We start from the raw sequence: 25,620 nt of genomic DNA, 5'->3' as shown, positions 1-25,620 counted from the left end.
CAAACCCCTGCGGTTTCAGCCTTATGCTGTTGTTTTAGCTTCTATTTTAGTTTTGCTTACGGCGTACCGTGAGAACCGCACCAACGGCAATCAATACAGCTGCAAGAATCGTAAGCACCCACACGTTGGCGCCTGTCTGCGCGAGGACCTTCTTCTCCGTCTTGTTCACGTTAGCAACGGGAGCCTCGGTCTTCTCTGCCTCTGCAGGCTTTGCTGGACCTTGCGGAGTAGCGTTAAAGCGCGCTGGCTCTGCGGTGTTCTTAGCAGATGAACCATTGGAGGAGAGTCCTAGGGCTGCAGCCACGATTCCCAATCCACCCAAGGGCAGCAAGATCCACCACGGGAAACCCGAAGGCTTTTCCACTAGCGGCTCGTCTTCTTCTACCGTCACGGTCTGCGACTCAGCGTCATAATCCTCATGCTTTGCCACAACTGTCTGCTCATCATTCTTTTTGAAGAGCTTTTCAAAGACAACGAGCGTTTTACCTGCGAACTTTCCATCCACATCAAAAGTAACGTCAACGGAGCCGTCGGCAGCCTCTGCAGTGAAAGTCTTCTCCGCCTTGATGCCCGTGGATTCCTTGGTGTCTTTATCCATCAGCTCGCCGCGAAGCACGTACTCTTCACCCTGGGTAAGACCCGTGTATTCCACGGTGTCTACGATGGTGCCACCGTTGGCAGAGAGAGTCTTATCTTGATCAGCGTTATCCAATGCGGTCGTCTTCAGCTTTGGCTCTGGCGAAACTTCCGGTTCCACAGGTGTCCCATCTTGAGGGTTAACAAATTTAACGCTCAAGAGATTTTGGAAGCCGAGCGGAGCCTGGGTCTTGTTGCTGTACGGAGTGTAGATGGCCAAAGTAGCTTGTTTGGGATCTACATCTTTGAGCACGACCGGAGATTCTGCTTGTCCGGTAAGGATTTTGAAAGCCTGTTCAATTTTTCCGACGCTTTGTGTTGCATTGTAGGTGTATCTACCCCAGTCGCTATCCGACCAGTACCACACAGCCAGCTGAGTAGCATAACGGAACTCATTGTCTGTGAGATTCAGGGCAGCCTTCAGGCCTGCCGCGTCACGGCTATACCCATTATAGATCGCCTTTAACACGCCCGCGTCAGGGTCGCTGCCTTCTCGCCAACGGTGAGCAAATTTTTTCAGAGAAGTATCAAAGTTGGCCTTGTACCTGAGATCAACACCAGAGTTGTAATAGTTTACCGAGTCAGATGGCTGGGCGTCCTTACGCATCGGTGGGACTGAGTTCATATTAAAGCAATACGCAAGCTCAGTTTCTCCCTCCGTTGCAGACTCTGGTTGCACAACGAGAGGCGGGACAGGAGAGATTTGATGAGCTCCATTACCGTAAGGATTTTGGATTGCTACGCTGCTATCCACGTAACCAAGGTATGGCTCGTCATTCTCAACAGCACCAGCGCTAACACTCGAGGTGAAAGAGAGCGCTATGCCCGTAATAAGTGCGGCCACCCTTTTTAAGGTATTCTTCTTCATTTTTCTTTCTGAGTGAGTCCGAGACCTTCTAGGTTTTCACAAGAGTGTCAACCACCCAACATTGCCCAGAAGTAAGGAAAAGCACGGAATACGCCTTGAAGAACCTGTGCACATCCAGCTTACAAGACGCTAATTCTAGGAATATACAACAAAGATTCACAACGTACTATTCGTTGAAAATTTATATAAAAACAACAGGGGAAAACGTTTATAAAACACCATTTAAGTGCATAAATAAAAAGTTCACCCCTGTAATAACCCCTGCTTTTCTTTTGAAAAAAATCACACTTTTCCCTAAAAGATTTCCACATTAAGGAGACTCAGACAGCGTCGTGGAAATCCCAGCACGAGAGATTTAGCTAAATGACAATTGCCTTCTCTCCGGACACCTCGGTTACCCCCCCACGTATGAACGTCGTTAGCAATTATCGTCGGCTAGCGGATCCTTTTCTCCAAGTAGCATTTCACAACGCTTGTAATCTTCAAGCGACGCAAAGTGTCGAGAATACAAGTCCGTATCCTCATCAACTTTTCCGTAGAGCGCCGGAGCTACATCGACAATATGCCTTAAGATCACAGCCTTATTTTCCGAGGATTCTCTAGGAGTCTCTTGCTCTCTGGCGCGCGTTTCTACGCGCGAGTACGCTTCGGCGTCGCTATCCGCATAGACCAAGTACCAATCCTCACGAAAGAAACTTGGCCGAGGATTCTCGCTGTTATCTGCCAACTCAAATATGGCAATTCCCACATATGGTTCCATAACCATAGCGTTACCATAAATGCGAAAACGAAAACAGGGGTCACCATCTCTGCCCTGCGACACGTGCGAGCCACATCTCTTATTAAACCGCCTACATAGCAAAAGCTCCCTAGGAGATCTAATTTCTTAGATCCACTCCTAGGGAGCTTAGGACTATGACCGCTTAGAGGTCGTAGGCCTCATCCAGTGGCACGGAGGCACCGGTGAACTCACCGTAGCCATCATCGCCATAGATGGAGTCTCCATAAGTCGGGATTGAGTAAGCCGCATTGCGGGCTGCCTCAGTCGGCTTAACAGAGATGTTGCGGTAACGGGAAATACCGGTACCGGCCGGGATCAGCTTACCGATGATCACGTTCTCCTTGAGACCAATCAGCTTATCGGACCGCTTGTTGATGGCGGCGTCGGTAAGCACGCGTGTGGTCTCCTGGAAGGACGCGGCGGACAGCCACGACTCGGTAGCCAGCGATGCCTTGGTGATACCCATGATCTCCGAGCGGAGCTCAGCAGGTTGACCACCAGCGGCAATAGCCTCGGCGTTAGCGGCCTTAGCCTCCGAAAGATCAACGAGAGTACCTGGGAGGAACTCAGTCGATCCGGACTCGATGACGGTTCCACGACGCAGCATCTGACGGATGATGATCTCGATGTGCTTATCATGGATAGCCACACCCTGTGCACGGTAAACGTCCTGAACCTCGTCGACAAGGTGCTGCTCAACACCACGGCGGCCAAGAACCTCAAGTACGTCATGCGGATCAGCAGGACCACGCAGCAGACGATCGCCCACGTTCACGTGGTCGCCCTCTGACAAGGTGCGCTCGATCATGGCACCGGGGTTGGACTCCATAGGAACCCGAACGGTAGCCAGACCCTGACGCTTAGAAAGCTTCTCGTAGACCACAACATCAGACCCATCATCTGGGTTGATGGTGAGGGTGTAGAAGTTGCCTTCATCCTCAAGGTGGACGGTACCTGCAACAGAAGCAATCGGAGCACGGTTCTTAGGAACACGAGCCTCGAAGAGCTCCTGAACACGAGGCAGACCACCGGTAATGTCGCCACCGACACCACCCTGGTGGAACGTACGCATTGTCAGCTGGGTACCAGGCTCACCAATGGACTGAGCAGCGACAATACCCACTGCTTCTCCGATATCAACGAGCTTGCCGGTAGCCATGGACTTGCCATAGCACTTAGCGCACACGCCGGTCGGAGTCTGGCAGGTAAGCACGGAGCGAACCTTGACCTCTGCGATACCCGCAGCGATGAGCTTCTCGATGAGCTGGTCGGTGAGGTTTTCACCAGCCGGCACCAAGACGTTGCCTTCAGAATCCTTGACGTCGACGGAAGCCACACGGCCAGCGACAGAGGTCTCGATGAGGCTGTGTCCGGTGTAACCGGTGACGTTGCCCTGAGCATCCTTAACCTCGACGGCCAATGGGACACGAATGCCCTGCTTGGTGCCACAGTCGTCCTCGCGGACGATAACGTCCTGCGCGACGTCCACCAGACGACGGGTGAGGTAACCCGAGTCAGCGGTACGCAGAGCGGTATCGGCAAGGCCCTTACGCGAACCGTGAGAGTTGTTGAAGTACTCAAGAACCGACAGACCTTCACGGAAGGAAGTCTTAATCGGTCGGGTGATGTAGTCACCCTTTGAGTTCACAACCATGCCCTTCATACCGGCCAGGGTCCAGATCTGACGCATGTTACCGGCAGCACCGGACTTCACGATCATAGGAATCGGGTTGTCGTCCGGATAGAGCTTCTCGACGGCATTACCAACCTCGTCGGTAGCCTCCTTCCAGAGCTCAACCAGACGGTCGTAGCGCTCGCGCTCGGTCAGAGCACCCTGCTCCCAGTACTTGCGCTCGATCTTTGCAGCCTCGGCCTCATAGCGGTCAAGGATCTCTTCCTTGTTAGGAAGAACGAGCACGTCAGACATGGTGATGGTCACGCCGCTTCGGGTTGCCCAGTAGAAACCGGCATCCTTCATCTTGTCCATCGTCTGCGCGACAGTAATCATCGGGTAGGTCGCAGCGAGGTCATTAATCACGTCGCCCAAGAGAATCTTGTTGGAGCCGCCACCCTTACGGACCATAACGCCCTCAAGGTATGGGTAGTTCCACGGCAAGAGCTCGTTGAACATGATGCGACCAAGGGTCGTATCAGCCAACCAGGTCTGCCCCTGCTCCCAGCCCTCTGGGAACTGTTCTGCCTCGACATCAGTCGGGGGACGCAGGTGGCTAATGCGCACCTGAATCTTAGCCTGAAGACCAAGAACACCACGGTCCCGAGCCATAAGAGCCTCAGCGTAGGAGGAGTACACACCGGTTGCTGGTCCGGTTTCGGTAGCAGGCTGGTATGCACCCTGTCCGCCGATCTCATCCTCAGTCTTGTCCATGGTGAGGTAATAAAGACCGGTCACCATGTCCAGACGTGGCATGGCAAGTGGCTTACCGGATGCCGGGGAGAGGATGTTGTTAGAAGCAAGCATGAGGATACGAGCCTCAGCCTGCGCCTCAGCAGACAACGGCAAGTGCACAGCCATCTGGTCACCGTCGAAGTCGGCGTTGAAGGCTTCACAGGCAAGCGGGTGCAGCTGGATAGCTTTACCCTCGACGAGCTTAGGCTCGAAGGCCTGGATACCTAGGCGGTGCAGGGTAGGTGCACGGTTAAGCATCACAGGATGCTCGGAAATTGCCTCTTCCAGAACGTCCCACACCTCAGGGCGCTGACGCTCAACCATGCGCTTAGCCGACTTGATGTTCTGCGCGTAATCGTTTTCCACGAGGCGCTTCATAACAAACGGCTTGAAGAGCTCAAGAGCCATGAGCTTAGGAAGACCGCACTCATGCAGCTTCAGCTGTGGACCAACGATAATAACGGAACGACCAGAGTAATCGACACGCTTACCCAGCAGGTTCTGACGGAAACGACCCTGCTTACCCTTGAGCAGATCGCTCAGGGACTTCAGAGGACGGTTGCCAGGACCAGTGACGGGGCGACCACGACGGCCGTTGTCGAATAGCGCATCGACGGACTCCTGCAGCATGCGCTTCTCGTTATTCACGATGATCTCGGGAGCACCAAGATCGATCATGCGCTTGAGGCGGTTGTTGCGGTTGATCACGCGACGATAGAGATCGTTCAAGTCGGAGGTAGCAAAACGGCCACCATCAAGCTGAACCATCGGGCGCAGCTCCGGCGGGATCACCGGAATGCAGTCGAGCACCATGCCAGCTGGGTCATTGCCCGAGCGCTGGAATGCAGCAACGACCTTGAGGCGCTTGAGAGCGCGCATCTTCTTCTGGCCCTTGCCGTTGTTGATGATCTCGCGCAGCTCTTCTGCCTCAGCGTCGAGGTCGAAGTTGCGGATAAGGGTTTGGATAGCCTCCGCGCCCATACCACCGGTGAAGTAATCCTCGTAGCGATCAACGAGCTCTTCATAGATGGTCTCGTCGATGATCATCTGCTTAGGAGCAAGCTTGATAAAGGTCTGCCAGATCTCCTCAAGACGGTCGATCTCACGCTCAGCACGCTCGCGGATGTGCTGCATCTCTTTGTCTGCAGCCTTTTGCACCTTGTTGCGAGCGTCAGCCTTTGCGCCTGCTGCTTCGAGCTCGGCAAGGTCTTCCTCTAGCTTCTGAGCGCGCTCTGCGATCTCAGACTCTGCGTCAGCCTCAACGTCCTTCTTCTCCAAAAGCATTTCTGCCTCAAGAGTGGTCTGGTCGCTGTGGCGAGCTTCCTCGTCAACACCAGTGATGATGTTGGCAGCAAAGTAGATGATGCGCTCAAGGTCCTTTGGAGCCAGGTCCAATAGGTAGCCGAGGCGAGAAGGAACGCCCTTGAAGTACCAAATGTGGGTCACAGGCGCAGCCAGCTCGATGTGGCCCATGCGCTCACGACGAACCTTGGACTTGGTCACCTCAACGCCACAGCGCTCACAGATGATGCCCTTATAACGGACGCGCTTGTACTTACCACAAGCACACTCCCAGTCACGGGTTGGACCGAAAATTCGCTCGCAGAAGAGGCCGTCCTTCTCCGGCTTCAGGGTGCGGTAGTTGATGGTCTCCGGCTTCTTGACCTCGCCTTTGGACCAACGACGAATGTCGTCGGCGGTAGCCAGGCCGATGCGGAGCTCGTCGAAGAAGTTGACGTCGATCACGTAACTCCCTTTCCCCCCGGTTTTCCCAGGGGATCGTTTCAAAAAGTGATGATGCTTTAAATTCCGCCTACTCAGCAGCCTTAACTGCCAAGCAGACCTGGTGTATTAGGCGATGTCGGCGTCGGAACGCTCGTCGCGAGACAGGTTGATGCCTAGTGAAGCACCAGCCTGGTCGAACTCGTCGTCATCCGAACCGGACAGCTCCATCGGAGTGCCGTCTGCAGAAAGAACTTCCACGTTCAAGCACAGCGACTGAAGTTCCTTGAGGAGCACCTTGAAGGACTCAGGGATACCCGGATCCGGAATGTTCTCGCCCTTAACGATTGCCTCGTAGACCTTCACACGGCCGACCACGTCGTCAGACTTGATGGTCAGAAGCTCCTGAAGCGTGTAGGCAGCGCCATAAGCCTGCATTGCCCACACCTCCATTTCGCCGAAGCGCTGTCCACCGAACTGCGCCTTACCGCCCAGCGGCTGCTGAGTAATCATGGAGTAAGGGCCGGTGGAACGTGCGTGGATCTTCTCATCAACCAAGTGGTGCAGCTTCAGCATGTACATGTAGCCGACAGACACTGGGTATGGGAAAGGCTCGCCAGAACGGCCGTCGAAAAGCTGTGCCTTGCCGTTTTCGTCCACCATGACGTCGCCGTCGCGGTTTGGACGGGAGTTGGCAAGAAGACCAGCAACTTCCTCGTTGGTAGCGCCGTCGAACACTGGGGTTGCGGTGAGCGAACCAGCAGGGACGTCGTATAGCTCCTCAGGCAGAGTCTTCAGCAGCTCAGCGTTAGCAGGATCTTCAGGATCGATCTTCCAACCGGCAGCAGCCAACCAACCAAGGTGGACTTCCAGAACCTGGCCGATGTTCATACGACGAGGCACACCGTGCGTGTTCAGGATGATGTCAACCGGGGTACCGTCAGGCATGAACGGCATATCTTCCTGCGGAAGAATCTTGCCAACAACACCCTTGTTACCGTGGCGACCAGCGAGCTTATCGCCGTCCTGGATCTTGCGCTTCTGGGCAACGTAAACGCGAATCATCTCGTTAACGCCAGGTGCGAGATCGTCATCGTCTTCACGGGAGAAACGACGAACGCCGATGACTTTACCGGTCTCGCCGTGAGGAACCTTCATAGAGGTATCGCGAACCTCGCGTGCCTTCTCACCGAAGATTGCACGCAACAGGCGCTCTTCAGGGGTCAGCTCGGTCTCGCCCTTAGGCGTGACCTTACCCACCAAGATATCGCCATCGCGGACATCTGCGCCGATGCGGACGATACCGCGCTCGTCGAGGTCCTTGAGCACATCCTCGGACACATTCGGGATCTCACGAGTAATCTCCTCGGCACCAAGCTTGGTGTCGCGGGCATCAATCTCGTGCTCCTCGATGTGGATCGAAGTAAGGATGTCCTCTTCCACAACACGCTGGTTGAGGATAATAGCGTCCTCGTAGTTGTGGCCTTCCCAAGGCATGAACGCAACGAGGAGGTTACGTCCAAGCGACATCTCACCATTGTGAGTACCGGGGCCATCTGCAAGAACCTGTCCAGCCTCAACGCGGTCGCCCAAGTTCACCAATGGGATCTGGTTGTAGCAGGTGCCCTGGTTGGTGCGCTCGAACTTGCGCAGCATGTAGGTCTCGCGGGTGCCGTCATCAGCCATCACGGTGATGAAGTCAGCGGAGACGTTTTCTACAGCGCCAGCCTTCTTGTTGATGATGAGGTCGCCGGCGTCATAAGCAGCACGACGCTCCATGCCGGTTCCAACGAACGGAGCTTCCGAACGAACCAGCGGCACAGCCTGACGCTGCATGTTCGCGCCCATGAGGGCACGGTTAGCGTCGTCGTGCTCAAGGAACGGAATCATGGCGGTAGCCACAGAAACCATCTGACGTGGGGAAACGTCGAGATAATCAACGCTTTCCGGTGCGACGACCTGAATGTCACCATTCTTCACACGCACGGTAACGCTGTCCGCAGTGATCTTGCCGTTTGCGTCCACCTCAACGTGAGCCTGGCCCACCACAAAGCGGTCTTCCTCATCTGCTGTGAGGTAGTCGATCTGATCGGTGAGAACACCGTTTTCTACCTTGCGGTAAGGAGTCTCAATGAATCCGAAAGAGTTCACTCGTGCATAGGAAGCCAAGGAACCAATCAAACCAATGTTCGGACCTTCGGGAGTCTCAATCGGGCACATACGGCCGTAGTGAGAAGCGTGAACGTCTCGAACCTCGATGCCAGCGCGCTCACGCGAAAGGCCGCCTGGGCCCAGAGCAGAGAGACGACGCTTGTGAGTAAGGCCAGACAGGGAGTTGTTCTGGTCCATGAACTGCGAGAGCTGGGAGGTACCAAAGAACTCGCGGATGGCAGCAGAAACCGGGCGCACGTTGATCAGGGAGGTAGGAGTAATGGACTCCGCATCCTGGGTTGTCATGCGCTCGCGAACCACGCGCTCCATGCGGGACAGACCCACGCGGACCTGGTTCTGGATCAGCTCTCCGACGGTACGCAGACGACGGTTACCAAAGTGGTCGATGTCATCTGTGTCCACAGGAATCACATCGCCGTTTGGTGCAACCATGGTGCTCTCGCCTGCATGGAGGCGTACGAGGTACTCGAGGGTGGTGGCGATGTCCTGCTCGGTGAGGGTCATCAAGCCCTCATTGTCTCCACCAAGACCGAGTTTGCGGTTCACTTTGTAGCGTCCAACCTTGGCAAGGTCGTAACGCTTCGCGCGGAAGAAGGCGTTGTCTAGCAGTGACTGTGCGAGGTCACGAGTCGGCTGCTCGCCCGGACGCTGTTTGCGGTAGATCTCCAGCAGAGCCTCATCGGTGTTCGCTACACCGTCTGACTCGAGCGTGGACATCATAATTTCGGAGAAGCCAAAGCGCTCCGTGATCTGCTCGGTGGTCCAACCAAGAGCCTTGAGCAGAACCGTCACCGGCTGGCGACGCTTGCGGTCGATACGCACACCAACGGTGTCGCGCTTGTCCACGTCGAATTCCAACCATGCACCGCGAGAAGGGATCACCTTCACAGAGTGCAGTGGACGCTCGGTGGACTTATCAATCGTCTGGTCAAAGTAAACACCAGGCGAACGAACAAGCTGGGAGACCACGACACGCTCGGTGCCGTTAACAATGAATGTTCCCTTGTTGGTCATCATCGGGAAGTCACCGATGAAGACAGTCTGGGACTTGATCTCCTGAGTTTCGTTGTTGATGAATTCTGCAGTCACATAAAGCGGCGCAGAATAGTTAATGTCCTTGTCTTTACACTCATCGATAGTGTTCTTCATGTCCTCGAAGCGTGGCTCCGAGAGAGACAATGACATATTTCCGGAATAATCCTGAATCGGAGAGAGCTCCTCCAGGATGTCTTCCAGTCCGCTGGTTACGCGGACGTTTTCACCCAGCTCCTCCTGCTGGCGGGCACGCCACTCAGGCGTGCCAATGAGCCATGCGAAGGAATCTAGCTGAATATCGAGAAGTCCCGGGACCTCAATAGGTTCCGTAATTTTGGCGAACGAAAAACGTTCGGGAGCCCCGGGGATGTCGGCCACTGACTTGGTCTGGCGGGAGACTGCCAAGATGGGTCCTTCCAGCACCTCACGCGGCGGTGGCCCCGCAATATTGACCACCATAACCGCTGGTAATTGAGCAATCGGTCTGCTGAGGAGATAACACACCTAGATAGCACGGAATGACCTTGTCAAATCGGTTTTTTCAACCAGACTGATCAAGGTCCTCGAACTAGCCAGATACGTACTCCAGCGCAACGAAACAGCCTATACCATACTTCCACCCTTGTAAAGGGGGTGCCATATTAGTACCTCATCGTTTGCGAGGCCAAAAAGCGCCGGCGGCTCCAACAATAGTCAGAATCACTCCGACTGCAAGCACAACATAATTAATAATCCGAACAAGCTTGCCGTCCGACACGCCGGATGCCTGGTGCAAAAGCTCAGACACGTGATCTTCGCTTACTTTTCCGTTAAAAGTAAGAACGTCCTCACGCTTCACACCTTCTGCATCGCCGAAGTAATCATCGATTTTTTCTTCCACGTCAATTACTAGACCGGTTTTCTGGTCAACCAACCAATCTCTAGTGCCAGAGTGAAAAAGGTAGCCGGGTGTGGTGTTCTCTCCATCGCGGAAAGTCGTGGTGTTCAGTACCGAGTGGTAGAGCTGCGCAACATTGGTGGGCTGAATTTCTTGCCGATAACGATATAAAGTACGCCCTTCTTTAACAGTTTCCTCTGTAAAAACCGCAGGGAGGGTTTTGCGCAGAGTCACGTCAAAGACCTCGTAGGTAGTTTTTTCTGCGTCAGTTGGGAATTTTAACCATTGCCCATCAATAGTTACGCTGCGTGTGGGACTAGCTAATTGATCTGCCACTGTGGCCTGAGACGTTGCAGCTCCGCTGCGTCGATCAATCGAATAAGACCACACGGTGGCACTGATAAGTCGATCAAGATCCTTTTGTAGGCTCTCACGCATATCAGTAACGCCGACCCGAACCGTAGCAGTATTTTCATCGCTTGGAGGCAAAATCTCCGTGTGAAACTGACGCGTCACAGGAGCCTGGACCACAAGATCCTTACCAACAACGCGGGTCGTAGCTTTTTCATCTCGCAGAGTGAGGGTGGTGTGTGAGAGGTCGAGCGGCAAGCGGGCATCACTCATTAAAAAGCTAGGAGCCAGTATCCCCCACGCAACAAGCGCGAGACCAAGCCCTAGGCCCAACACTGCGAGGATCCGTGACCGAGGAAGCATGACGGTGATGTTACCTTCTTTCTCCGGTCTCGGTTCAGGTGGGGTCTCCAAGCAGTGCCTACCGGTCTCACGCTTTTGCGAACAAGCCCGCAAGCAATATTAGGCTATTTCCGCTTTGTGATGTTCCTAGCCTGGGCAAAGAACACCATTCCGCCGAGCATAGCCATTGCGCCCAGCCCAAAGAGGAACCCAGTCCACCACCCGCGTTTTCTCATAGACTCACCTGTGGCAGCAATCTTCTCATTGCTGGCCTCTTGAGCTTCGTCCGCGTTGTTGTCGGATGTCTTCTCCGCAGGCTTTGCTAATGCCTTCTTCTCTGTGGACTTCTTAGCAGGTTTCTTCTTGTCTTTAGAAGCTTCCTTGTCCTTTGCCGAGGATTTAGCGGAGGAGCCGCCAGAAGACGAGGTGCTCCGCGGTTTGTTCGGCTTTGCCGCGCTGCCCCCGCGATCGGAGCTTCCGCCGCTAGAAGAACGCTCTGATGTGCTCGTATTTTGTCCAGGAGATCTTTGTTCGCTGCGTCCTCGTTCAGCGCTCGTCGAGTCATTCGAGGCAGGTTTACGCTGTTCCTCTTTCTTCCCAGAGTCGTTGACAGTAATCACTTTGAAGAGCGAGTCAGTTTGTCGAGACATGGTAGTCAGCTCCCGATCGAGCTCACGGATGTCCTTAGCCAAATTTTTTAGATCAATCGGAACAATCGGAGACGGCACAGAAGGAACAGTGTCTTCTTCCTGCTCTTTAGGTTCTTCCGTCTTAGGCTGCTCAGACTCAGGTTCCTTGGTTTCTGGTTCTGCTTTCTCTGGGTCTTTCTTAGGTGCGTTCGCCTCCGGTGTCTTCGAGGTAGAGGTCTCTGACTCTTGGGACTGCGATTCCTTAGGCTTGTCCTTCTGGGTCTTTGGCTTCTCCTTGTTGTCCTTTTTACTTTCCGGCTCTGCAGAGTTTGTTGCTTTAGGTTCGTCCTTCTGAGCAGCTTCCTTCAAAGGCGTTGCATTGACAGACGTCTCTGTAACCTCCTTACGTGGCGTCTCTTTTTCTGCGCTAGCGGTTCCCACCAAGAATGCAGCGCTAAAGCTATACTTTTGGGCCACAGCTTGGTTGTGAGCTTCTTGGTCTTCCACAAAAAATGTAAACGTTGCGGTGTACGCTCCCGGAGCCGTAAAGGCAAATGCCTGGCGATAAGAATTTCCGCCCTCGTATTCCCATGCTTGATCTAGGTCTTGGGAGTCAAAAGCTACTTCCGCTTTCTCCTCGCGCACTTCTGCGGTCACCATGCGCCCGGGGCCATGATAATCAGAGAGAGCTACCGTGATCTTTTTGGTAGCTGGGACTTTTTCAAAGTTAAAACCCACGGAAGGAACATCTAGGTTGGCGTCTTTTTCCTGAGGCAAATACCAAAGAGGAGCTGAATCTTTTTTATCCTTCAATCCCAGCAATTCTCCTGGAACTCGCGCCTTATCGCCAACCGTAATCAGCGCTTCGCCGGAAGCGTATGCCTTAGGAGCTGCGGAGTCTCCAGTGAGCTCGTCTTTTTTGTCCTTTGCCACTACCAGGGATGCCATGTTCCGGGGTTCTTGCTGCCCCGCAGCCTTTTCCCCCGGAGTCGTTGGAACCGTAATGCTCAGGTCACCTTTACGGAGAACTGTCTGCGGCGCCTTAGACTTTTGAGCAAGCTTCTCCCACAGCGAGCGGACTTCTTGATCAGTCAGCTTGCTGTTGTCTTTGCCTGATGCCTCGAGCTTTTTCCCCTCTTTTATAAGCTTCTTTTCCAAGCCCTCAGCGGCCAACTCAGGTTCCTCTAGTGGGATTTCCTCCAACCCCTCAGCCTCTTCGGGCACATCCTCGATATCTTCTGTCGGGTTAGGGGTGGGCTTCTTATAAGAAGTCGCGGCAGCGCCAATGGGCAGGGTAAAACTATCGAGTTGTTTTCTCGTGGACTCTAGATCGAGCAGAATGCTGCTATCGTCCGCTTTGCTTTCCGACGCCGCAGTCGGTTCCGTCTCAGCCCCCTCTTGCGCAAAAGCCCAAGGATTGTGCAACCCACAGAGAGTCACTGCTAAACCAACGCCAACCAGTGGTCGTCCAATACGAGTAGTAATTCGTTGTTGCCTCATGAGAGAACGGCTCCTTGTGAGTTGTCTGCCGAAGTGCGGCGTTTGAACAATCCGTGGCGAGGTGAAAGACACCACGAAAGCAGGAAAAAGACTGTGGCCACGAGCACGATGGTCGCCCCTGTGGGGAGATCCAAGGCCCATGAAAGATATACGCCGACCAGGGATGAGCACGTGCCAACCCCTGCAGCAATCGCAGACATAATACTAAATTTGTCTGTCAACATTCGAGCAGTCGCTGCGGGAGTGACCAACAACGCAAGCACCAAGATATTTCCGATCGTTTGGACAGAAATAACCACGGCTGCGGTGACTGCAACATACAGGAGGACGTCGAGAAGCATCGTGGGCAGATTCATCGCACGCGCGGTCTCCCGATCCAAAGTCACCGCAGTCAGTTGCGGCGCAAGGAGAGCTAATAACACGATCACAACCAGCCCTACAACGGCAGTAAGAATGATGTCTTCCGTGGATACTCCGGTGATAGAGCCGAAGAGAAAGCTGGTCAGTGATGCCGTATATCCGTCGACTTGAGAGATAAAAACCACGCCGGAAGCAAAAGCTGCAGCAAAGAAAATGCCGATAACCGTGTCCTCTTTTACGCGTCGCCGCTGTGAAAACACCGCAATGAGCAGGGCTACTACCGCGCCGGCCACCGCTCCTCCCACAAGCACTGAGCCTTGCAAGACAAAGGCAATGGCAATACCAGGAAAGACCGCGTGAGCCACGGCATCACCCACAAAAGCCATACCGCGTAGCACCACATGAGTGCCCACTACCCCACATACAATCGAGCTGATCACGGAGATCAGCAAGGCCTTAGGCAAGAAGGCCAGGGCAGGGTTGCTCAAATCAGAGAAGAACTCCACGAGCGAAATCATGGCGCTGGCACTCCTTTCTGCGCACTGCGCGCGTCCTCTCGACGTAAAGCACCGACAGACACAAGCAAAGGCGAGTGCTCACTCACGCTGAAAGTCTCGATCCATGGCTCTGGTCGCTCCAGGTCCTCCGGCGCTGCATCCGCAACGATCTGGCCGTTGAAAAGGAGAATGCGGTCACAGGAGCTCACCGCTTCGACCAAATTGTGGGTGCTCATCACGATAGCGGTGCCTTCTTTGGCCAAGCGATGGAATAGCTCCAGCAGGGATTCGGCGGAAGGCATATCCAACCCGGTAAAGGGCTCGTCAAGGAAGAGCACCTTTGGAGCAATGGAAAGCGCACGCGCGATAAGAACTCGCTGTTTCTGCCCACCAGAGAGCTCACCGATAGGCCGGTCTGCTAGGTGAGTCATCCCCACCATGTCTAGCGCGCGGTGTACCGCATCGAAGTCCTTTTGCCCGGCGCGCTTGAACCAACCGATCAGGCCTGTGCGCCCATTCATCACAAGTCCATGCACGTCGATGGGATAATCCCATGCAAATTCATGACGCTGCGGCACATAACCCGCATGATTACGCACGCCGCGCCCCTGGGCGCCCGATATAGTTACATGCCCAGAATCTGTTGGTATGAGGCCCAAAAGCGCACGCATCATGGTGGTTTTGCCGGCACCATTGGGGCCGATCAGGCCTACAAATTCGCCTGCGCGCACATCAAAATGTATGTCCTTCATGACAGTGCGCCCCCCTAAGCTCACGCCTAGACCGCGCACTTCAATGACGGGTGCAGCATTACTCATCGTTGCCCATTCTGTGCAGCTGTTTCTTTACGTTTCTTTGCCGATGCCCGCATACGGAGCCCAGCTATCACAAATCCCAGGGCGATAAGAATCATCGCGATGAAGATCCATACAGCCACGGAGCTTGAGTTGTCCTCGTCGGATGCGTCCTTTGCTTTAGTGCTTGCCGACGCTCCCTTCTCCCCGCTCTTTGTTGAGCTTGGGAGGAACTCGCCATCCCACTGTGCGGACTTTGCTTCCTCCAAAGATTCTTTGCCCACTGCAAAGGTGAGTACTTCGGTGATCTCTTTGGTTGTGCCGTCGAGAAGCGGAATGAGTGCACGGACTGCCACTTTGTGCACTCCTGGCTGTGTAAACACCCAGTTAGCATGTGTGTGGGTATTCAGGTCCACCCACATTGGCTGGGACTCGTTTTTTGCTGATGTCCACAGCACCTGGGGTTCTGCAAAACCGCCGTTTTGTAGGAATAAAGAGAATTGTCCATCGCCCTCATGTCCTGCAAATTCCAGTGTGATGCCACGATCAGATGTTTTGGTCAGCGTTGGGTTTTGAGTATTCCATCCCAACCATGGCACCCCGTGCACCTCACTTTGCGGGATAACCCATACGTGAGAGCCAGGTTTTGCCCCTGTGAACTCAAAGGATTGCGATTCCTCGGGCAGAGTTTGCTTAGCGTTGTCATCCACAAGGAAAACGGTGTCTGATAGGTGACGCCACTTGGGCGGAAATTCCGAATCATCTCGTACCAAGAATCGGGTTTCCCCAGAATCTGCGTTCACCACAGGACCTAGATCGGCATGTCCATGGTCGAATACTTTTTGGGTGCCGAGCGTCACCACGTCTTCAGCGTCTGTCACTGTCTGTTCTAACGATGGGTCATCCTGTGTCTGTGCTACAGCAACTGCTGGGAGTGCCACATGGACAGCACCGATAGCAGCGACAGTGGCGGCTGGTGCCGCAATGCTCGACACGATTGCCATACTGGTTGCAAGCGCTCCGACGCGTGCCTTGTTCACGCAGGCAGCTGGGACCCTAAGTTTAAGATTGATAGACACTGGTTTTGCTCCGATTAATGATGGATGCCTCAGAAAACATAAGGCGTTCGCTCTAATAAAAGATGGAATGAGTTCTTCTGGTGCTGAATGCTTAAGACGTGTCTCGGCGCACCCCTAGGCATTGCTGCAGGCTTGTTGCATTTGCCCGCATCAGGTCAATGTAGGTAGTTACGTCCTCATCAAAAGAGTCTCCTCGGATGGGGCAGACTCGGATGTTGAGCCTCTTAGCTGTTTCCAGCAGGTCCGTGGAGGCGACTGCCAACTGTGGTTCCAAGAACACCGCTGGCACATGGAGGTTCTTCAGCGTGTTGGTCAAAGCTATGAGGTCACGAGCAGAGGGTTCGACGCCTGGATTTGGAGTAACAAATCCAGCTACATCAATCCCGTAGGCGTGGGCTAGATAGGAGTACCCATCATGAGTGGTCACCAAGTGGCGGCGTTCCTCTGGGATGGACGCAATCGTGTCTGTTACTTCCTGATGTAACCTGCCTAGCTCGCCGATATACGCGTCTGCATTCGTTGTATACTCGCGCGCACCTTGCGGATCAGCAGCAATAAGCTCGTCCCTTATTGTTTTTACAAATGCTATAACGTTATCCACGTCATGCCACAGGTGCGGGTCTACTTCCCCATGCACGTGTTTGCCCAACACGGCTTGCGGAAGAACATAGACCTCGTCCCCAGGGGTACCCAGGAAACGAAACTGCGGACCTGCCGGGATTTTTTGGAGCGTATTGTTGGGGACCTCTATGACCGTCGATGCAGCATCGTAGACGGTCGCAATGTCCTTACCATCAGCAGCGTCCCCTTGAATCTCAATTTTTTTGTTATTCAAATTGATAGAAACATCCTGATGGCCTTGTTCGAGCACCGTAGCAGAAGCACCGGAGGGTGCGCTCTTAGCACTTACGCCGACAGCCATGGTGATAGAACTTGCGCCTACCGGGATAGGGCGGGCACCGCGCTCGGTGACCAATTCCGCCTCGATGTCAATGACGTACACGCCAGGCTTGCTAAAGGCCCAACTCACATGCGTATGCGCAGCAGCGGGCAGAGTGATCGTATCGCCCTCGTATCCGCGCTCAGGGTGAAAGCCGTCGCGCGAATTAAAGTACACCTCGGGTGTGCCAAAAGCAGTGGTCAAATACGCAGCAGCGTCCCCCGGTGCTTCAGCGCCGTCTGCCCCATGAACACCAGTGACGTGTATGTTTATCTCGCTATGTGAGTTTGCGCCCAGCTGTGTTCCCGTGCCTTCTACGCGCATGCCAAGCCACACAGAATCCAAGGTGACGTCCTCGACTAACTGCAGCAAATGCGCACCGTGCTTGGTAGATTGCTCGCCAAGAGCGACAACTTTAGCGGGCTTTACCGCAGCATTATCAATGGCGCGCAGCACAGATTGTTGTTCCAGAAGAAGGCCGTTGGTAAAGATAACGTCCGCATTAGCCACGTTGCGGACGTCGCGAAGCGAAGGCTCATACGTATGTGGGTCTGCGCCCCGAGGCATGAGAGCAGTGACTCGAGCTCGGTTGCCTGCTACATTGCGCGCAATATCCGCCACGATCTGCGTAGATGCAACAACGTCCGTGATGCCGTCGGCACGGCTAGGAAGATCCTTTGTGTCCGTTCCACACGCAGTGGCAAAGAACGCGCAAGCAATCAATGCTCCAACCCCCGCCTGTTGTTGACGGGTGCTGAGTATCGTCTTTGAATACATGATCAGCGGCTATTTGTTGCGGGTAACAGCCTTAACCAAACGAACTGTTCCAGCGCCGAACACCGCTAGACCAACACCCAAAACCAAGAAGGACGCCGTCATATAGGAAGGACCGGTCTCCGGTAAAGACTGACGCTTTGCGGGAGATGCAGCCGATGCAGGCTTAGAAGAAGTAGGTTTTGAAGATGTAGTAGCGCTAGAAGTAGAACGGCTCGAAGACGAACTCGATGGGCGGCTCTCCTTGTCGTCGTTGCCACTACGAGCTGATACAGCAATGGCTTCTCCCTCACCATCGCAGCTTGCTACCGTGTTCGGGCCTCCGTTACCGACGCTCCATACGTAACGCGCGACATTACTCGTTGCACCATCTGCGGCTGCTTGCACGCACATGGTGTAGGTACCAGGCGCAGTAAACACCCAGTTGGTGTGCACATGCGCCGGTTCCTGCTGAACAATGGTCTCTCCGCTTCTTACCTCAAAACCTTTATCAGCCAAGATCGGTGTGTTGCCGCCAAAAGAACCTGTTTGAAAAGCATAAACCTGCCCGGGGCCAGAAACCTTGACAAAATTGATGTCTACTTCACCAAAACCACCCGCACGAACACCATTGGTATCCCAACCAGGCCAAATAAGATTGGGGTCTTGGGTCTGCGGCAGATAATAACCGGATGTTCCTACCTCGGGGACCTGCGCCGTCTTATCCGTCCATGCCTCTTCTTTTACGCGCAGCGTCACAGAATCAGGGTCATGCAGCACATGAGAACCGGTTACGTCCTCTTTAAGATTAAGTTTAAGGTTTCCCCCCTCAGCCGTAACGTTAAAAGCGTCAATATGTCCAGAATCAAGTTCTAGATCTTCCGCCCACGCCGCCGGCGCAAAACTAGCAGATAATCCGACGAGAACAACCGCACTAGCAGCCGCGATCCGTGAAGTACGTGAGGAGCGAAGAGGGCGAGTGAACACGGAATTCCTTTACAAATATGGCATTTTTAGTTCTTTACCTCAGCTGTAAGGTTCAGCCGAACGACCTAACCATAATGGGAATTGCGTTCATTTGCAATAAGCGCGCAACCTCCCGCCCCTATTGGAGCTTCCCCCATAGCAGAATCCTCTTTGACTTCACTTTCGTACCGTCTGTTAGTGCTGTTTCCAGTGCCGTCTCCACGTTCCGACACACTTTCCACAGAGGCATCGCCGCTCCAACAATCACACAGTAGAAAAACAAAACTCCCATTGGGAAAGCATCATGCTTATCCCAATGGGAGTGATGTATTCAGTAATCGAAAGATTACTTGAGGGTAACCTTTGCGCCAGCCTCTTCGAGCTTAGCCTTAGCAGCCTCAGCGTCATCCTTGGATGCAGCCTCGATGATTGCCTTAGGAGCGGACTCAACGAGCTCCTTAGCTTCCTTCAGACCCAGGCCGGAAACGATCTCGCGGACAGCCTTGATCACGCCGATCTTCTTAGCGCCAGCGTCCTCGAGAACGACGTCGAACTCGGTCTTCTCTTCAGCAGCAGCCTCAGCGCCAGCAGCGCCTGGAGCAGCAACTGCAACAGGAGCAGCAGCGGTAACTTCGAAGACCTCTTCGAATTCCTTGACGAACTCAGAGAGCTCGATAAGGGTCATCTCTTTGAAAGCCTCAATGAGCTCGTCCTTGGTGAGCTTAGCCATAGTGGTAATCCTTTCGATTGCGGGCTGTGCACCAGCCCAAAAGTATGTGGTTTTTGTTTAGGTGCCGAGTTCGGCGACCTAAGCTTCCTTCTTCTCCTGAAGCGCAGCGCCGAGGCGTGCGACCTGAGAAGCAGGAGCGTTGAACAGGCCAGCGGCCTTTGCCAAGTTGCCCTTCATGGCGCCTGCCAGCTTCGCAAGAGTGGTCTCGCGGTTGTCCAGCTCGGCGATAGCGTTGACCTGATCAGCGTTCAGGGCATCGCCATCCATGTAGCCACCCTTGACTACGAATGCCTTGTTGTTAGAAGCGAACTTCTTCATCGCCTTAGCGGCATCAACAGCCTCGCCCTTAATGAAGGCGATAGCGGTCGGGCCGGAGAGGAGATCATCAAGGCCCTCGACGCCAGCTTCCTTAGCAGCCAGCTTCAGCAGGGTGTTCTTGGCGACGGAGTACTGGACATCCGCACCGAGGGTACGACGCAACTCAGTGATCTGAGCAACAGTCAGTCCGCGGTATTCGGTGATAACGATGGAGTCGGTATCTGCAAAGCGCTCTTTGAGCTCTGCAAGCGACGATACGTTCTTCGGGTTTGCCATTACTTCGCCTCCTTCCTCTTGTATCTCTTGGGTATCTGATCCGCCGAGGCTTTTCACCGGCGCTAGCCAATAAAAAAGCCCCGTGCAAGAGCACAGGGGGCGCACATACTCCGAAAGGAGTGTGAACTCTAAGTGTCTCCTGCGTGGGCCGTTCCAATCTCTTGGAATCCTTCGAGCCTAAGGCTGACCGACGGTCTTCGGTGAAACTTGAGTACGAGCCGAATTCGACTCATTCAAACTTCGAGCGATAACGCTAGTGCACAATGCTATCTTTAGCAAATCGAAAAACTCCACATAACATTTCCGCCTTGTTAGCTCGGCTTTTAGTCCACAAAAGGATAATCGGTATAGCCGTGAGGCCCGCCCACGTAAAAGGTATCCGGATCAGGAATATTCAATGCTATGCCTTCTTGCCACCGGCGCACGAGATCAGGATTAGCAATAAACTCGCGCCCCACGGCCACTGCATCAGCGTATTCTGACTCAACGATGTCAGCAGCCTCTGCGTACTCGGTATACGAGCCAAATCCTGAATTCAGGATCACAAATCCATCAAAGGTCTCTGCCAACTGACGGACAAAGTCGCTGTGATAATCCGCATGGAGGATCGATAGGTACGCGAGTCCTAGGCTGCGGATTTCGTCGAGAAGCACCTGATAGGTGGCTAGGGTCTCCTCGCGGTCGGTTTCTAATACGCCTTGAATATTGTGCTCCGGTGAAATACGCAGACCCACCCGGTGCGCGCCAACCTCCTCTGCCACTGCCTGAACAACCTGAATTACAAACCGTGCTCGGTTTTCCGGCGTGCCGCCAAACTCATCCGTGCGCACATTGGAGGATGGACTTAAAAATTCGTGCAACAAATAACCATTCGCCCCATGCAGCTCCACACCGTCGAGACCTGCATCAACAGCACGACGGCTAGCAGCGACAAACTCCTGTTTCACTCGCTCAAGTTCCGCTGTTTCAAGTGCATGGGGAACGGGAAGATCAACTTTTCCAACAGGCGTGCGCATCTGCGTTCCTGAGGCCAGCGCGCTGGGAGCCTCAGGAGAAACACCACCATTCATCGACTCATGGCTCATCCGTCCGGCATGCATAACTTGCATCACGACGCTCCCACCCGCCGCATGCACGGCCTCAGCGACCTTGCGCCAGCCTTCCTGCTGCGCACTATCTGTGATGCCGGGTTGTCCGCTAAATCCACGCCCACGAAGCGTCGGGTATGTTCCCTCCGTAACAATCAAGCCTGCCGACGCCCTCTGCGCATAATACTCGGCGTGCAGTGCGCCAGGAACGCCGTCTTCACCGGCGCGGAGCCGTGTTAATGCGGCCATCGTAATCCGGTTGCGGAGGTTTAACGCTCCTGCTTGAGCAGAAGTAAAAAGTGACGTCATGGCAATCATGCCTTTCTCTGGATATTAAGGAGGTCTTGAAGCCATTCAACAGCTCCAAGACCCACCTCATTCCGCGCCATGACTCCTGGCTGTTCAACGCGACATTTTTACGCCAGCGCGCCCATCGGATCCCAAGCCGGAAGAACATGAGGAGTTTTGGTTAATGCCCGGCGATACTCCTCCGGGAGACGCGAAGCTGGCACTGCGACTTCAAAAACATACTCCTCAAACCAAGAATCACTCATCGTCCAGAACCCCTTGTCGGCTTCGTCCGCTCCCCAGGAGTTCTCCACCCGCCAGCGATTCACAGTTGTGCCATCTTCTGCCAGATCCATGCCAGTGAACACCATGGCATGAGTCATCAAAGAATCGCTCGTGAGGAGCCTCTGAGCCTTCGTCATATCAAAATCCACGCCATACAGCCCCTCGTAATCAAACAGGTGAGCATCCCACAGGCCTGCATCTGCATAGGCTTGCACCTCGGTATCACAGCCGAACCACACCGGGGTGGCGTCGAGAAGCGAATCTCGAACTGCATCGCGCAGTACCTCTATGGGGGCGTTGACGTACGTTACCGGTGGCGCCCCAACAACATTGCCCAGGTATTCCACCGTATAGAGCTCGCCGAATGCATTGCGCGGATCATTGACCACGCACACATAATCGCTGAGATCATGAGGAAGATAGCGCTGCGCGAACTCCAACGGAGACATCGTGCCCTCACGCACAAAAGCATCATCTTTAGTGCGGTACTGCCACTGGAATGTCTCAGGAGGCACTCCAAGATGCGTAGTAATCACTTTAAAAGCGCTTTCTAATGCTTCTTCTCGCGCACCAGCCACGCCTGCCCTTATCCGCAGGGCTCCCCGACGCAAAACAGAGGCCAGATCTCGATTCATGGCGTGAGTATTGCTGCTAGAAAACGTCTCGGGCATCGCGTACTGCGGAACCACGCCATACTTGTGCACCAAAGCAACAAACATATTCCACTGCCCGCCATCGTCGATCGGGTCACGCAACAGCTTTTCCACGGTCCGATCTGTCAGTTCCCGGTCACGTAACTCATCCATTGCGCAGAGGAAATAGTTTGCCTTTTCTACTTTGTCCCAAAAATGGATGTATGTCTGGGATAGTTCAAAGTCTTTGATGGCGGTTTCCTTCATGATCGCGCCACGCAAAGAATTAAGGCCCGCGAAGATCCAGCATCGGCCGGAATCCTTTTGGTTAGCCACCGCCCAAGAATCCACTTTGGTGGACACAGACGTATCTAGGGAACGCAGTACTTCACGATCGAGCGCAACCTTGGTAGCTGAGCTCACCGCGACGGCATTACGCGCTAACCGCAGAGTCGGATCCTTGAGCAACTCGGCATTTGTAGCAGACACCGAGTTCATAGTTAGTTCAGTCATGAGTCTTTAAGTTCCTTAAACCTTATGCGGTATCGGTGTCTAAAACATCAGGTCATAAGCCGGGAGACGGATAGGCTCCATGTCCAAAGCTTTGTGTAGTGCCTCTGGGACAAAGTCGCGTTTTAAGGCAACATAGAAAACATTTTCTTCAAACCACTCATCCGACATAGTGGCGTATCCCGCGCCCACAGCCTCGGTCTTTTTGTCGTGCAGCTTAGTGCCCCACGAGTTTTCTACCCGCCAAGCACGTATGAAACCATCGGGGTGACGATCCAAACCACTAAGCACCATTGCATGAGTCGGCTGCGATTCCCCGGAGATAAAGCGCTCTTCTTTTGTAGAATCAAGCGCCACGCCGTACACGCCGGCCAGATCAAGGAGCGAGGTGTCCCACACTCCCAGCTTGCGATTAAACTGCCTGCTCACGTCACAGGCGAACCACACTGGCTCCCCCGCTTCAATACTTGCAGCCACGGCCTCTTTGAGCACGTCCATCTCCACGTTGATGTAATTGTGCTCTTGTGCGCCCACAACGTTGGTGCACAATTCCACCAGGAAGCGAGTGTTCTTTGGCTTGTCGCTCCGTGGGTCCTCGGCAAGAACGACCATGGTGTCTAGGTCTGGCAGATATTTCTCCGCAAACTCACGTGGTGTATATGTCCCCTCTCTGACAAAGGTGCCGTCTTTCGTACGGTATTGCCACATAAACTCAGTCGGCGGAACCCCCAGGTGAACAGTAATCACGCGCTGCGCGTCTCGCAGCGTGGCATTCATGATGTCATCGGCTTCCGCGTCCGTCTCCGCGTCCCGCATCCGGCACGCCCCGCGACGCAGCACATGGGCCAAAGCTCGGTTCAGCTCCTGAGTGTTTCCCGCCGACTCAACTTCTGGCATCGCATAATCCGGAACCACACCATACTTGCGCACCAGGTTGCCAACGTAGCTATACCATCCCCCGTCTTCAGCCGCGAAGCGCAACAGCTGAGCAATCACCCGATCATCACTATCCTGATCGCGGCGTTCCCGCATCTCCGTTAAAAAGAGCTGGGCCCTCTCCAACTTGTCAAAGTACTGCACATAGGACTGCGAGAAATCAAAAGTTTCCAGATTAAGCTTCTTTGCTAACGCATGGCGATGCACGTTCAAAGCAGCAAATAACCAACAGCGTCCCGAGCGTTTTTGATCCGTCACGGCTAACGAGTCAAGCTTGTGCTCTACGGTGTGATGAAGCTTGACGACGGCCTCTCTATTGAGTGCTGCGTCGTTAATGCCCACGGAGGTAACCGCGTTACGAGCTAGGGTTGCAGCAGGATCGTCGAGTAGCTGCGAGAGCAAACGCGCACGTGTTTCTTGACTAAGCGGGACAAAGGAATTCATGTTGACGGTTATACACGTAAGCTCCCACAGAAACCACAAAAATACCCCCTGTCCACAACATATGGGACAGGGGGTATTCCATGCTTAAAGCACGTACACTACGAGTTTTTACTCAGCGGTGTAGTTCTTCTGGATGGAGGTGTCAACTGGAACACCAGGGCCGGAGGTCGACGCAAGGGTGACCTTCTTCACGTAGATGCCCTTAGAAGAGGAAGGCTTGATGCGGTTGATCTCATCGAGCAGTGCGCCGTAGTTCTCAGCGAGAGCCTTAGCGTCGAAGGAAGCCTTACCGATAACAGCGTGCAGGTTAGCAGCCTTGTCAACGCGGAAGGAGATCTTGCCGCCCTTGACGTCAGCGATTGCCTTAGCAACGTCGGTGGTAACGGTGCCGGTCTTAGGGTTAGGCATCAGACCACGAGGGCCGAGGACGCGAGCAACGCGGCCAACCTTAGCCATCTGATCTGGGGTTGCGATTGCAACATCGAAGTTGATGGTGCCAGCGGTGATCTGCTCGATCAGCTCGGTGGTGCCAACGATGTCTGCGCCTGCTGCCTCAGCCTCGGTAGCCTTCTCGCCCTCAGCGAAAACAGCAACGCGAACGGTCTTGCCGGTGCCGTTAGGAAGGGAGACGGTGCCGCGAACCAGCTGGTCAGCCTTGCGGGGATCAACGCCAAGACGGATAGCAACGTCGATGGTTGCATCGTAGTTCTTGGAAGAGGTCTCCTTGACCAGTTCAGCAGCCTTCAGAGGGGTGTACAGACGACCCTTGTCGATCTTCTCAGCGGCGGCGCGGTATGCCTTAGATTTGTTGCCCATTGTCAATCCTTTGATTTTCTAGATGAGGATGTGTGGTGTGCGGGCCGGAGCCGGCCCTGCCACGGAATAACTGAGGAATTAATCCTCAACAACGATGCCCATGGAACGGGCGGTGCCAGCGATGATGCGAGCAGCGTTATCGATGTCGTTAGCGTTGAGGTCTTCCATCTTGGTCTGAGCGATCTCGCGGACCTGCTCCATGGTGACCTTGCCCACCTTCTGGGTGTGCGGGACGCCGGAGCCCTTCTGCAGACCAGCAGCCTTGAGCAGCAGTTTAGCTGCAGGAGGGGTCTTCAGCTTGAACTCGAAAGAGCGATCTTCATAAACGGTGATCTCAACAGGAACAACGCTGCCGCGCTGGTTCTCAGTTGCAGCGTTGTAAGCCTTGCAGAACTCCATGATGTTCACGCCGTGAGCACCAAGAGCCGGACCAACTGGCGGAGCCGGGTTAGCCTGGCCAGCCTGGATCTGCAGCTTAATAAGGCCGGTGACCTTCTTCTTCGGAGCCATCGTTTACCTGCTTCCTTGTTAACAGTAGTAGTGGCGATTCGATGGTTATAGGAACCACTACCACCGTCCGGATGCCGA

18 protein-coding genes are annotated in these 25,620 nt (G+C 54.2%); all 18 read right to left on the bottom strand.

The features are described 5' to 3' along the window. Window positions 1–46: 46 nt before the first annotated feature. Complete coding sequence (locus tag CKV68_RS08455; RefSeq protein ID WP_095076012.1) at window positions 47–1,504, bottom strand: VaFE repeat-containing surface-anchored protein; 1,458 nt, start codon at window positions 1,502–1,504, stop codon at window positions 47–49. Between the two features lie 418 nt (window positions 1,505–1,922). Continuing rightward, entirely contained in the window at window positions 1,923–2,264 is a 342-nt protein-coding gene (locus tag CKV68_RS08450; protein ID WP_095076265.1) for a DUF4288 domain-containing protein, read from the bottom strand. 163 nt (window positions 2,265–2,427) lie between these two features. Continuing rightward, on the bottom strand, window positions 2,428–6,438 hold the full coding sequence (locus tag CKV68_RS08445) for a DNA-directed RNA polymerase subunit beta' (protein ID WP_014835918.1): 4,011 nt from the start codon (window positions 6,436–6,438) through the stop codon (window positions 2,428–2,430). Between the two features lie 105 nt (window positions 6,439–6,543). Beyond that, complete coding sequence (gene rpoB, locus CKV68_RS08440; protein WP_032802884.1) at window positions 6,544–10,044, bottom strand: DNA-directed RNA polymerase subunit beta; 3,501 nt, start codon at window positions 10,042–10,044, stop codon at window positions 6,544–6,546. A 226-nt stretch (window positions 10,045–10,270) separates the two neighbouring features. Next, a complete protein-coding gene (locus tag CKV68_RS08435) occupies window positions 10,271–11,212 on the bottom strand; it encodes a PorA family protein (RefSeq protein ID WP_014525311.1) in 942 nt (313 codons plus the stop codon). Between the two features lie 104 nt (window positions 11,213–11,316). After that, a complete protein-coding gene (locus tag CKV68_RS08430; protein WP_095076011.1) occupies window positions 11,317–13,320 on the bottom strand; it encodes a hypothetical protein in 2,004 nt (667 codons plus the stop codon). Further along, a complete protein-coding gene (locus CKV68_RS08425; protein ID WP_013910767.1) occupies window positions 13,317–14,198 on the bottom strand; it encodes an anchored repeat-type ABC transporter permease subunit in 882 nt (293 codons plus the stop codon). Before CKV68_RS08425 ends, CKV68_RS08430 begins: the two co-directional genes overlap by 4 nt. Then, the gene (locus CKV68_RS08420) at window positions 14,195–14,995 is read right to left on the bottom strand and encodes an anchored repeat-type ABC transporter ATP-binding subunit (RefSeq protein ID WP_095076010.1); all 801 of its coding nucleotides are present in this window, start codon (window positions 14,993–14,995) and stop codon (window positions 14,195–14,197) included. Before CKV68_RS08420 ends, CKV68_RS08425 begins: the two co-directional genes overlap by 4 nt. Beyond that, window positions 14,992–16,050, bottom strand: a complete 1,059-nt coding sequence (locus CKV68_RS08415) for a choice-of-anchor M domain-containing protein (RefSeq protein ID WP_095076009.1) — start codon at window positions 16,048–16,050, stop codon at window positions 14,992–14,994. The genes CKV68_RS08420 and CKV68_RS08415 overlap by 4 nt, the downstream gene beginning before the upstream one ends. Before the next feature lie 91 nt (window positions 16,051–16,141). Continuing rightward, window positions 16,142–17,767: an anchored repeat ABC transporter, substrate-binding protein gene (locus tag CKV68_RS08410; protein ID WP_095076008.1), complete on the bottom strand. Its 1,626-nt coding sequence runs from the start codon at window positions 17,765–17,767 to the stop codon at window positions 16,142–16,144. 9 nt (window positions 17,768–17,776) lie between these two features. Continuing rightward, window positions 17,777–18,730: a choice-of-anchor M domain-containing protein gene (locus CKV68_RS08405; protein WP_095076007.1), complete on the bottom strand. Its 954-nt coding sequence runs from the start codon at window positions 18,728–18,730 to the stop codon at window positions 17,777–17,779. Window positions 18,731–19,055: 325 nt separating this feature from the next. Then, window positions 19,056–19,439 carry a 50S ribosomal protein L7/L12 gene (rplL, locus tag CKV68_RS08400; RefSeq protein WP_013241171.1) on the bottom strand — a complete coding sequence of 128 codons (384 nt, stop codon included), beginning with the start codon at window positions 19,437–19,439 and terminating at the stop codon, window positions 19,056–19,058. 78 nt (window positions 19,440–19,517) lie between these two features. After that, window positions 19,518–20,033, bottom strand: coding sequence for a 50S ribosomal protein L10 (rplJ, locus tag CKV68_RS08395; protein WP_013910762.1), 516 nt, complete (start codon window positions 20,031–20,033; stop codon window positions 19,518–19,520). 323 nt (window positions 20,034–20,356) lie between these two features. Continuing rightward, entirely contained in the window at window positions 20,357–21,430 is a 1,074-nt protein-coding gene (locus CKV68_RS08390; RefSeq protein ID WP_095076006.1) for an alkene reductase, read from the bottom strand. A 107-nt stretch (window positions 21,431–21,537) separates the two neighbouring features. After that, the gene (locus CKV68_RS08385) at window positions 21,538–22,839 is read right to left on the bottom strand and encodes a C1 family peptidase (RefSeq protein ID WP_095076005.1); all 1,302 of its coding nucleotides are present in this window, start codon (window positions 22,837–22,839) and stop codon (window positions 21,538–21,540) included. 39 nt (window positions 22,840–22,878) lie between these two features. After that, complete coding sequence (locus tag CKV68_RS08380) at window positions 22,879–24,216, bottom strand: C1 family peptidase (protein WP_095076004.1); 1,338 nt, start codon at window positions 24,214–24,216, stop codon at window positions 22,879–22,881. A 108-nt stretch (window positions 24,217–24,324) separates the two neighbouring features. Further along, window positions 24,325–25,032: a 50S ribosomal protein L1 gene (gene rplA / locus CKV68_RS08375; protein WP_013910758.1), complete on the bottom strand. Its 708-nt coding sequence runs from the start codon at window positions 25,030–25,032 to the stop codon at window positions 24,325–24,327. A gap of 78 nt (window positions 25,033–25,110) precedes the next feature. Beyond that, window positions 25,111–25,542, bottom strand: a complete 432-nt coding sequence (gene rplK / locus CKV68_RS08370; RefSeq protein WP_013910757.1) for a 50S ribosomal protein L11 — start codon at window positions 25,540–25,542, stop codon at window positions 25,111–25,113. Window positions 25,543–25,620: the final 78 nt, after the last annotated feature.

It is taken from the genome of Corynebacterium ulcerans (genome assembly GCF_900187135.1).
GTDB lineage: Bacteria > Actinomycetota > Actinomycetes > Mycobacteriales > Mycobacteriaceae > Corynebacterium > Corynebacterium ulcerans.
This window is presented reverse-complemented; position numbering and strand designations above follow the sequence as displayed.

What these genes read in the sequence shown, in the direction of transcription:
- CKV68_RS08455 (WP_095076012.1), bottom strand. Translation starts at nt 1,504, where the DNA reads ATGAAGAAGAATACCTTAAAAAGGGTGGCCGCACTTATTACGGGCATA.
- CKV68_RS08450 (WP_095076265.1), bottom strand. Translation starts at nt 2,264, where the DNA reads ATGGAACCATATGTGGGAATTGCCATATTTGAGTTGGCAGATAACAGC.
- CKV68_RS08435 (WP_014525311.1), bottom strand. Translation starts at nt 11,212, where the DNA reads ATGCTTCCTCGGTCACGGATCCTCGCAGTGTTGGGCCTAGGGCTTGGT.
- CKV68_RS08430 (WP_095076011.1), bottom strand. Translation starts at nt 13,320, where the DNA reads ATGAGGCAACAACGAATTACTACTCGTATTGGACGACCACTGGTTGGC.
- CKV68_RS08425 (WP_013910767.1), bottom strand. Translation starts at nt 14,198, where the DNA reads ATGATTTCGCTCGTGGAGTTCTTCTCTGATTTGAGCAACCCTGCCCTG.
- CKV68_RS08420 (WP_095076010.1), bottom strand. Translation starts at nt 14,995, where the DNA reads ATGAGTAATGCTGCACCCGTCATTGAAGTGCGCGGTCTAGGCGTGAGC.
- CKV68_RS08410 (WP_095076008.1), bottom strand. Translation starts at nt 17,767, where the DNA reads ATGTATTCAAAGACGATACTCAGCACCCGTCAACAACAGGCGGGGGTT.
- rplL (WP_013241171.1), bottom strand. Translation starts at nt 19,439, where the DNA reads ATGGCTAAGCTCACCAAGGACGAGCTCATTGAGGCTTTCAAAGAGATG.
- rplJ (WP_013910762.1), bottom strand. Translation starts at nt 20,033, where the DNA reads ATGGCAAACCCGAAGAACGTATCGTCGCTTGCAGAGCTCAAAGAGCGC.
- CKV68_RS08390 (WP_095076006.1), bottom strand. Translation starts at nt 21,430, where the DNA reads ATGACGTCACTTTTTACTTCTGCTCAAGCAGGAGCGTTAAACCTCCGC.
- CKV68_RS08385 (WP_095076005.1), bottom strand. Translation starts at nt 22,839, where the DNA reads ATGACTGAACTAACTATGAACTCGGTGTCTGCTACAAATGCCGAGTTG.
- CKV68_RS08380 (WP_095076004.1), bottom strand. Translation starts at nt 24,216, where the DNA reads ATGAATTCCTTTGTCCCGCTTAGTCAAGAAACACGTGCGCGTTTGCTC.
- rplA (WP_013910758.1), bottom strand. Translation starts at nt 25,032, where the DNA reads ATGGGCAACAAATCTAAGGCATACCGCGCCGCCGCTGAGAAGATCGAC.
- rplK (WP_013910757.1), bottom strand. Translation starts at nt 25,542, where the DNA reads ATGGCTCCGAAGAAGAAGGTCACCGGCCTTATTAAGCTGCAGATCCAG.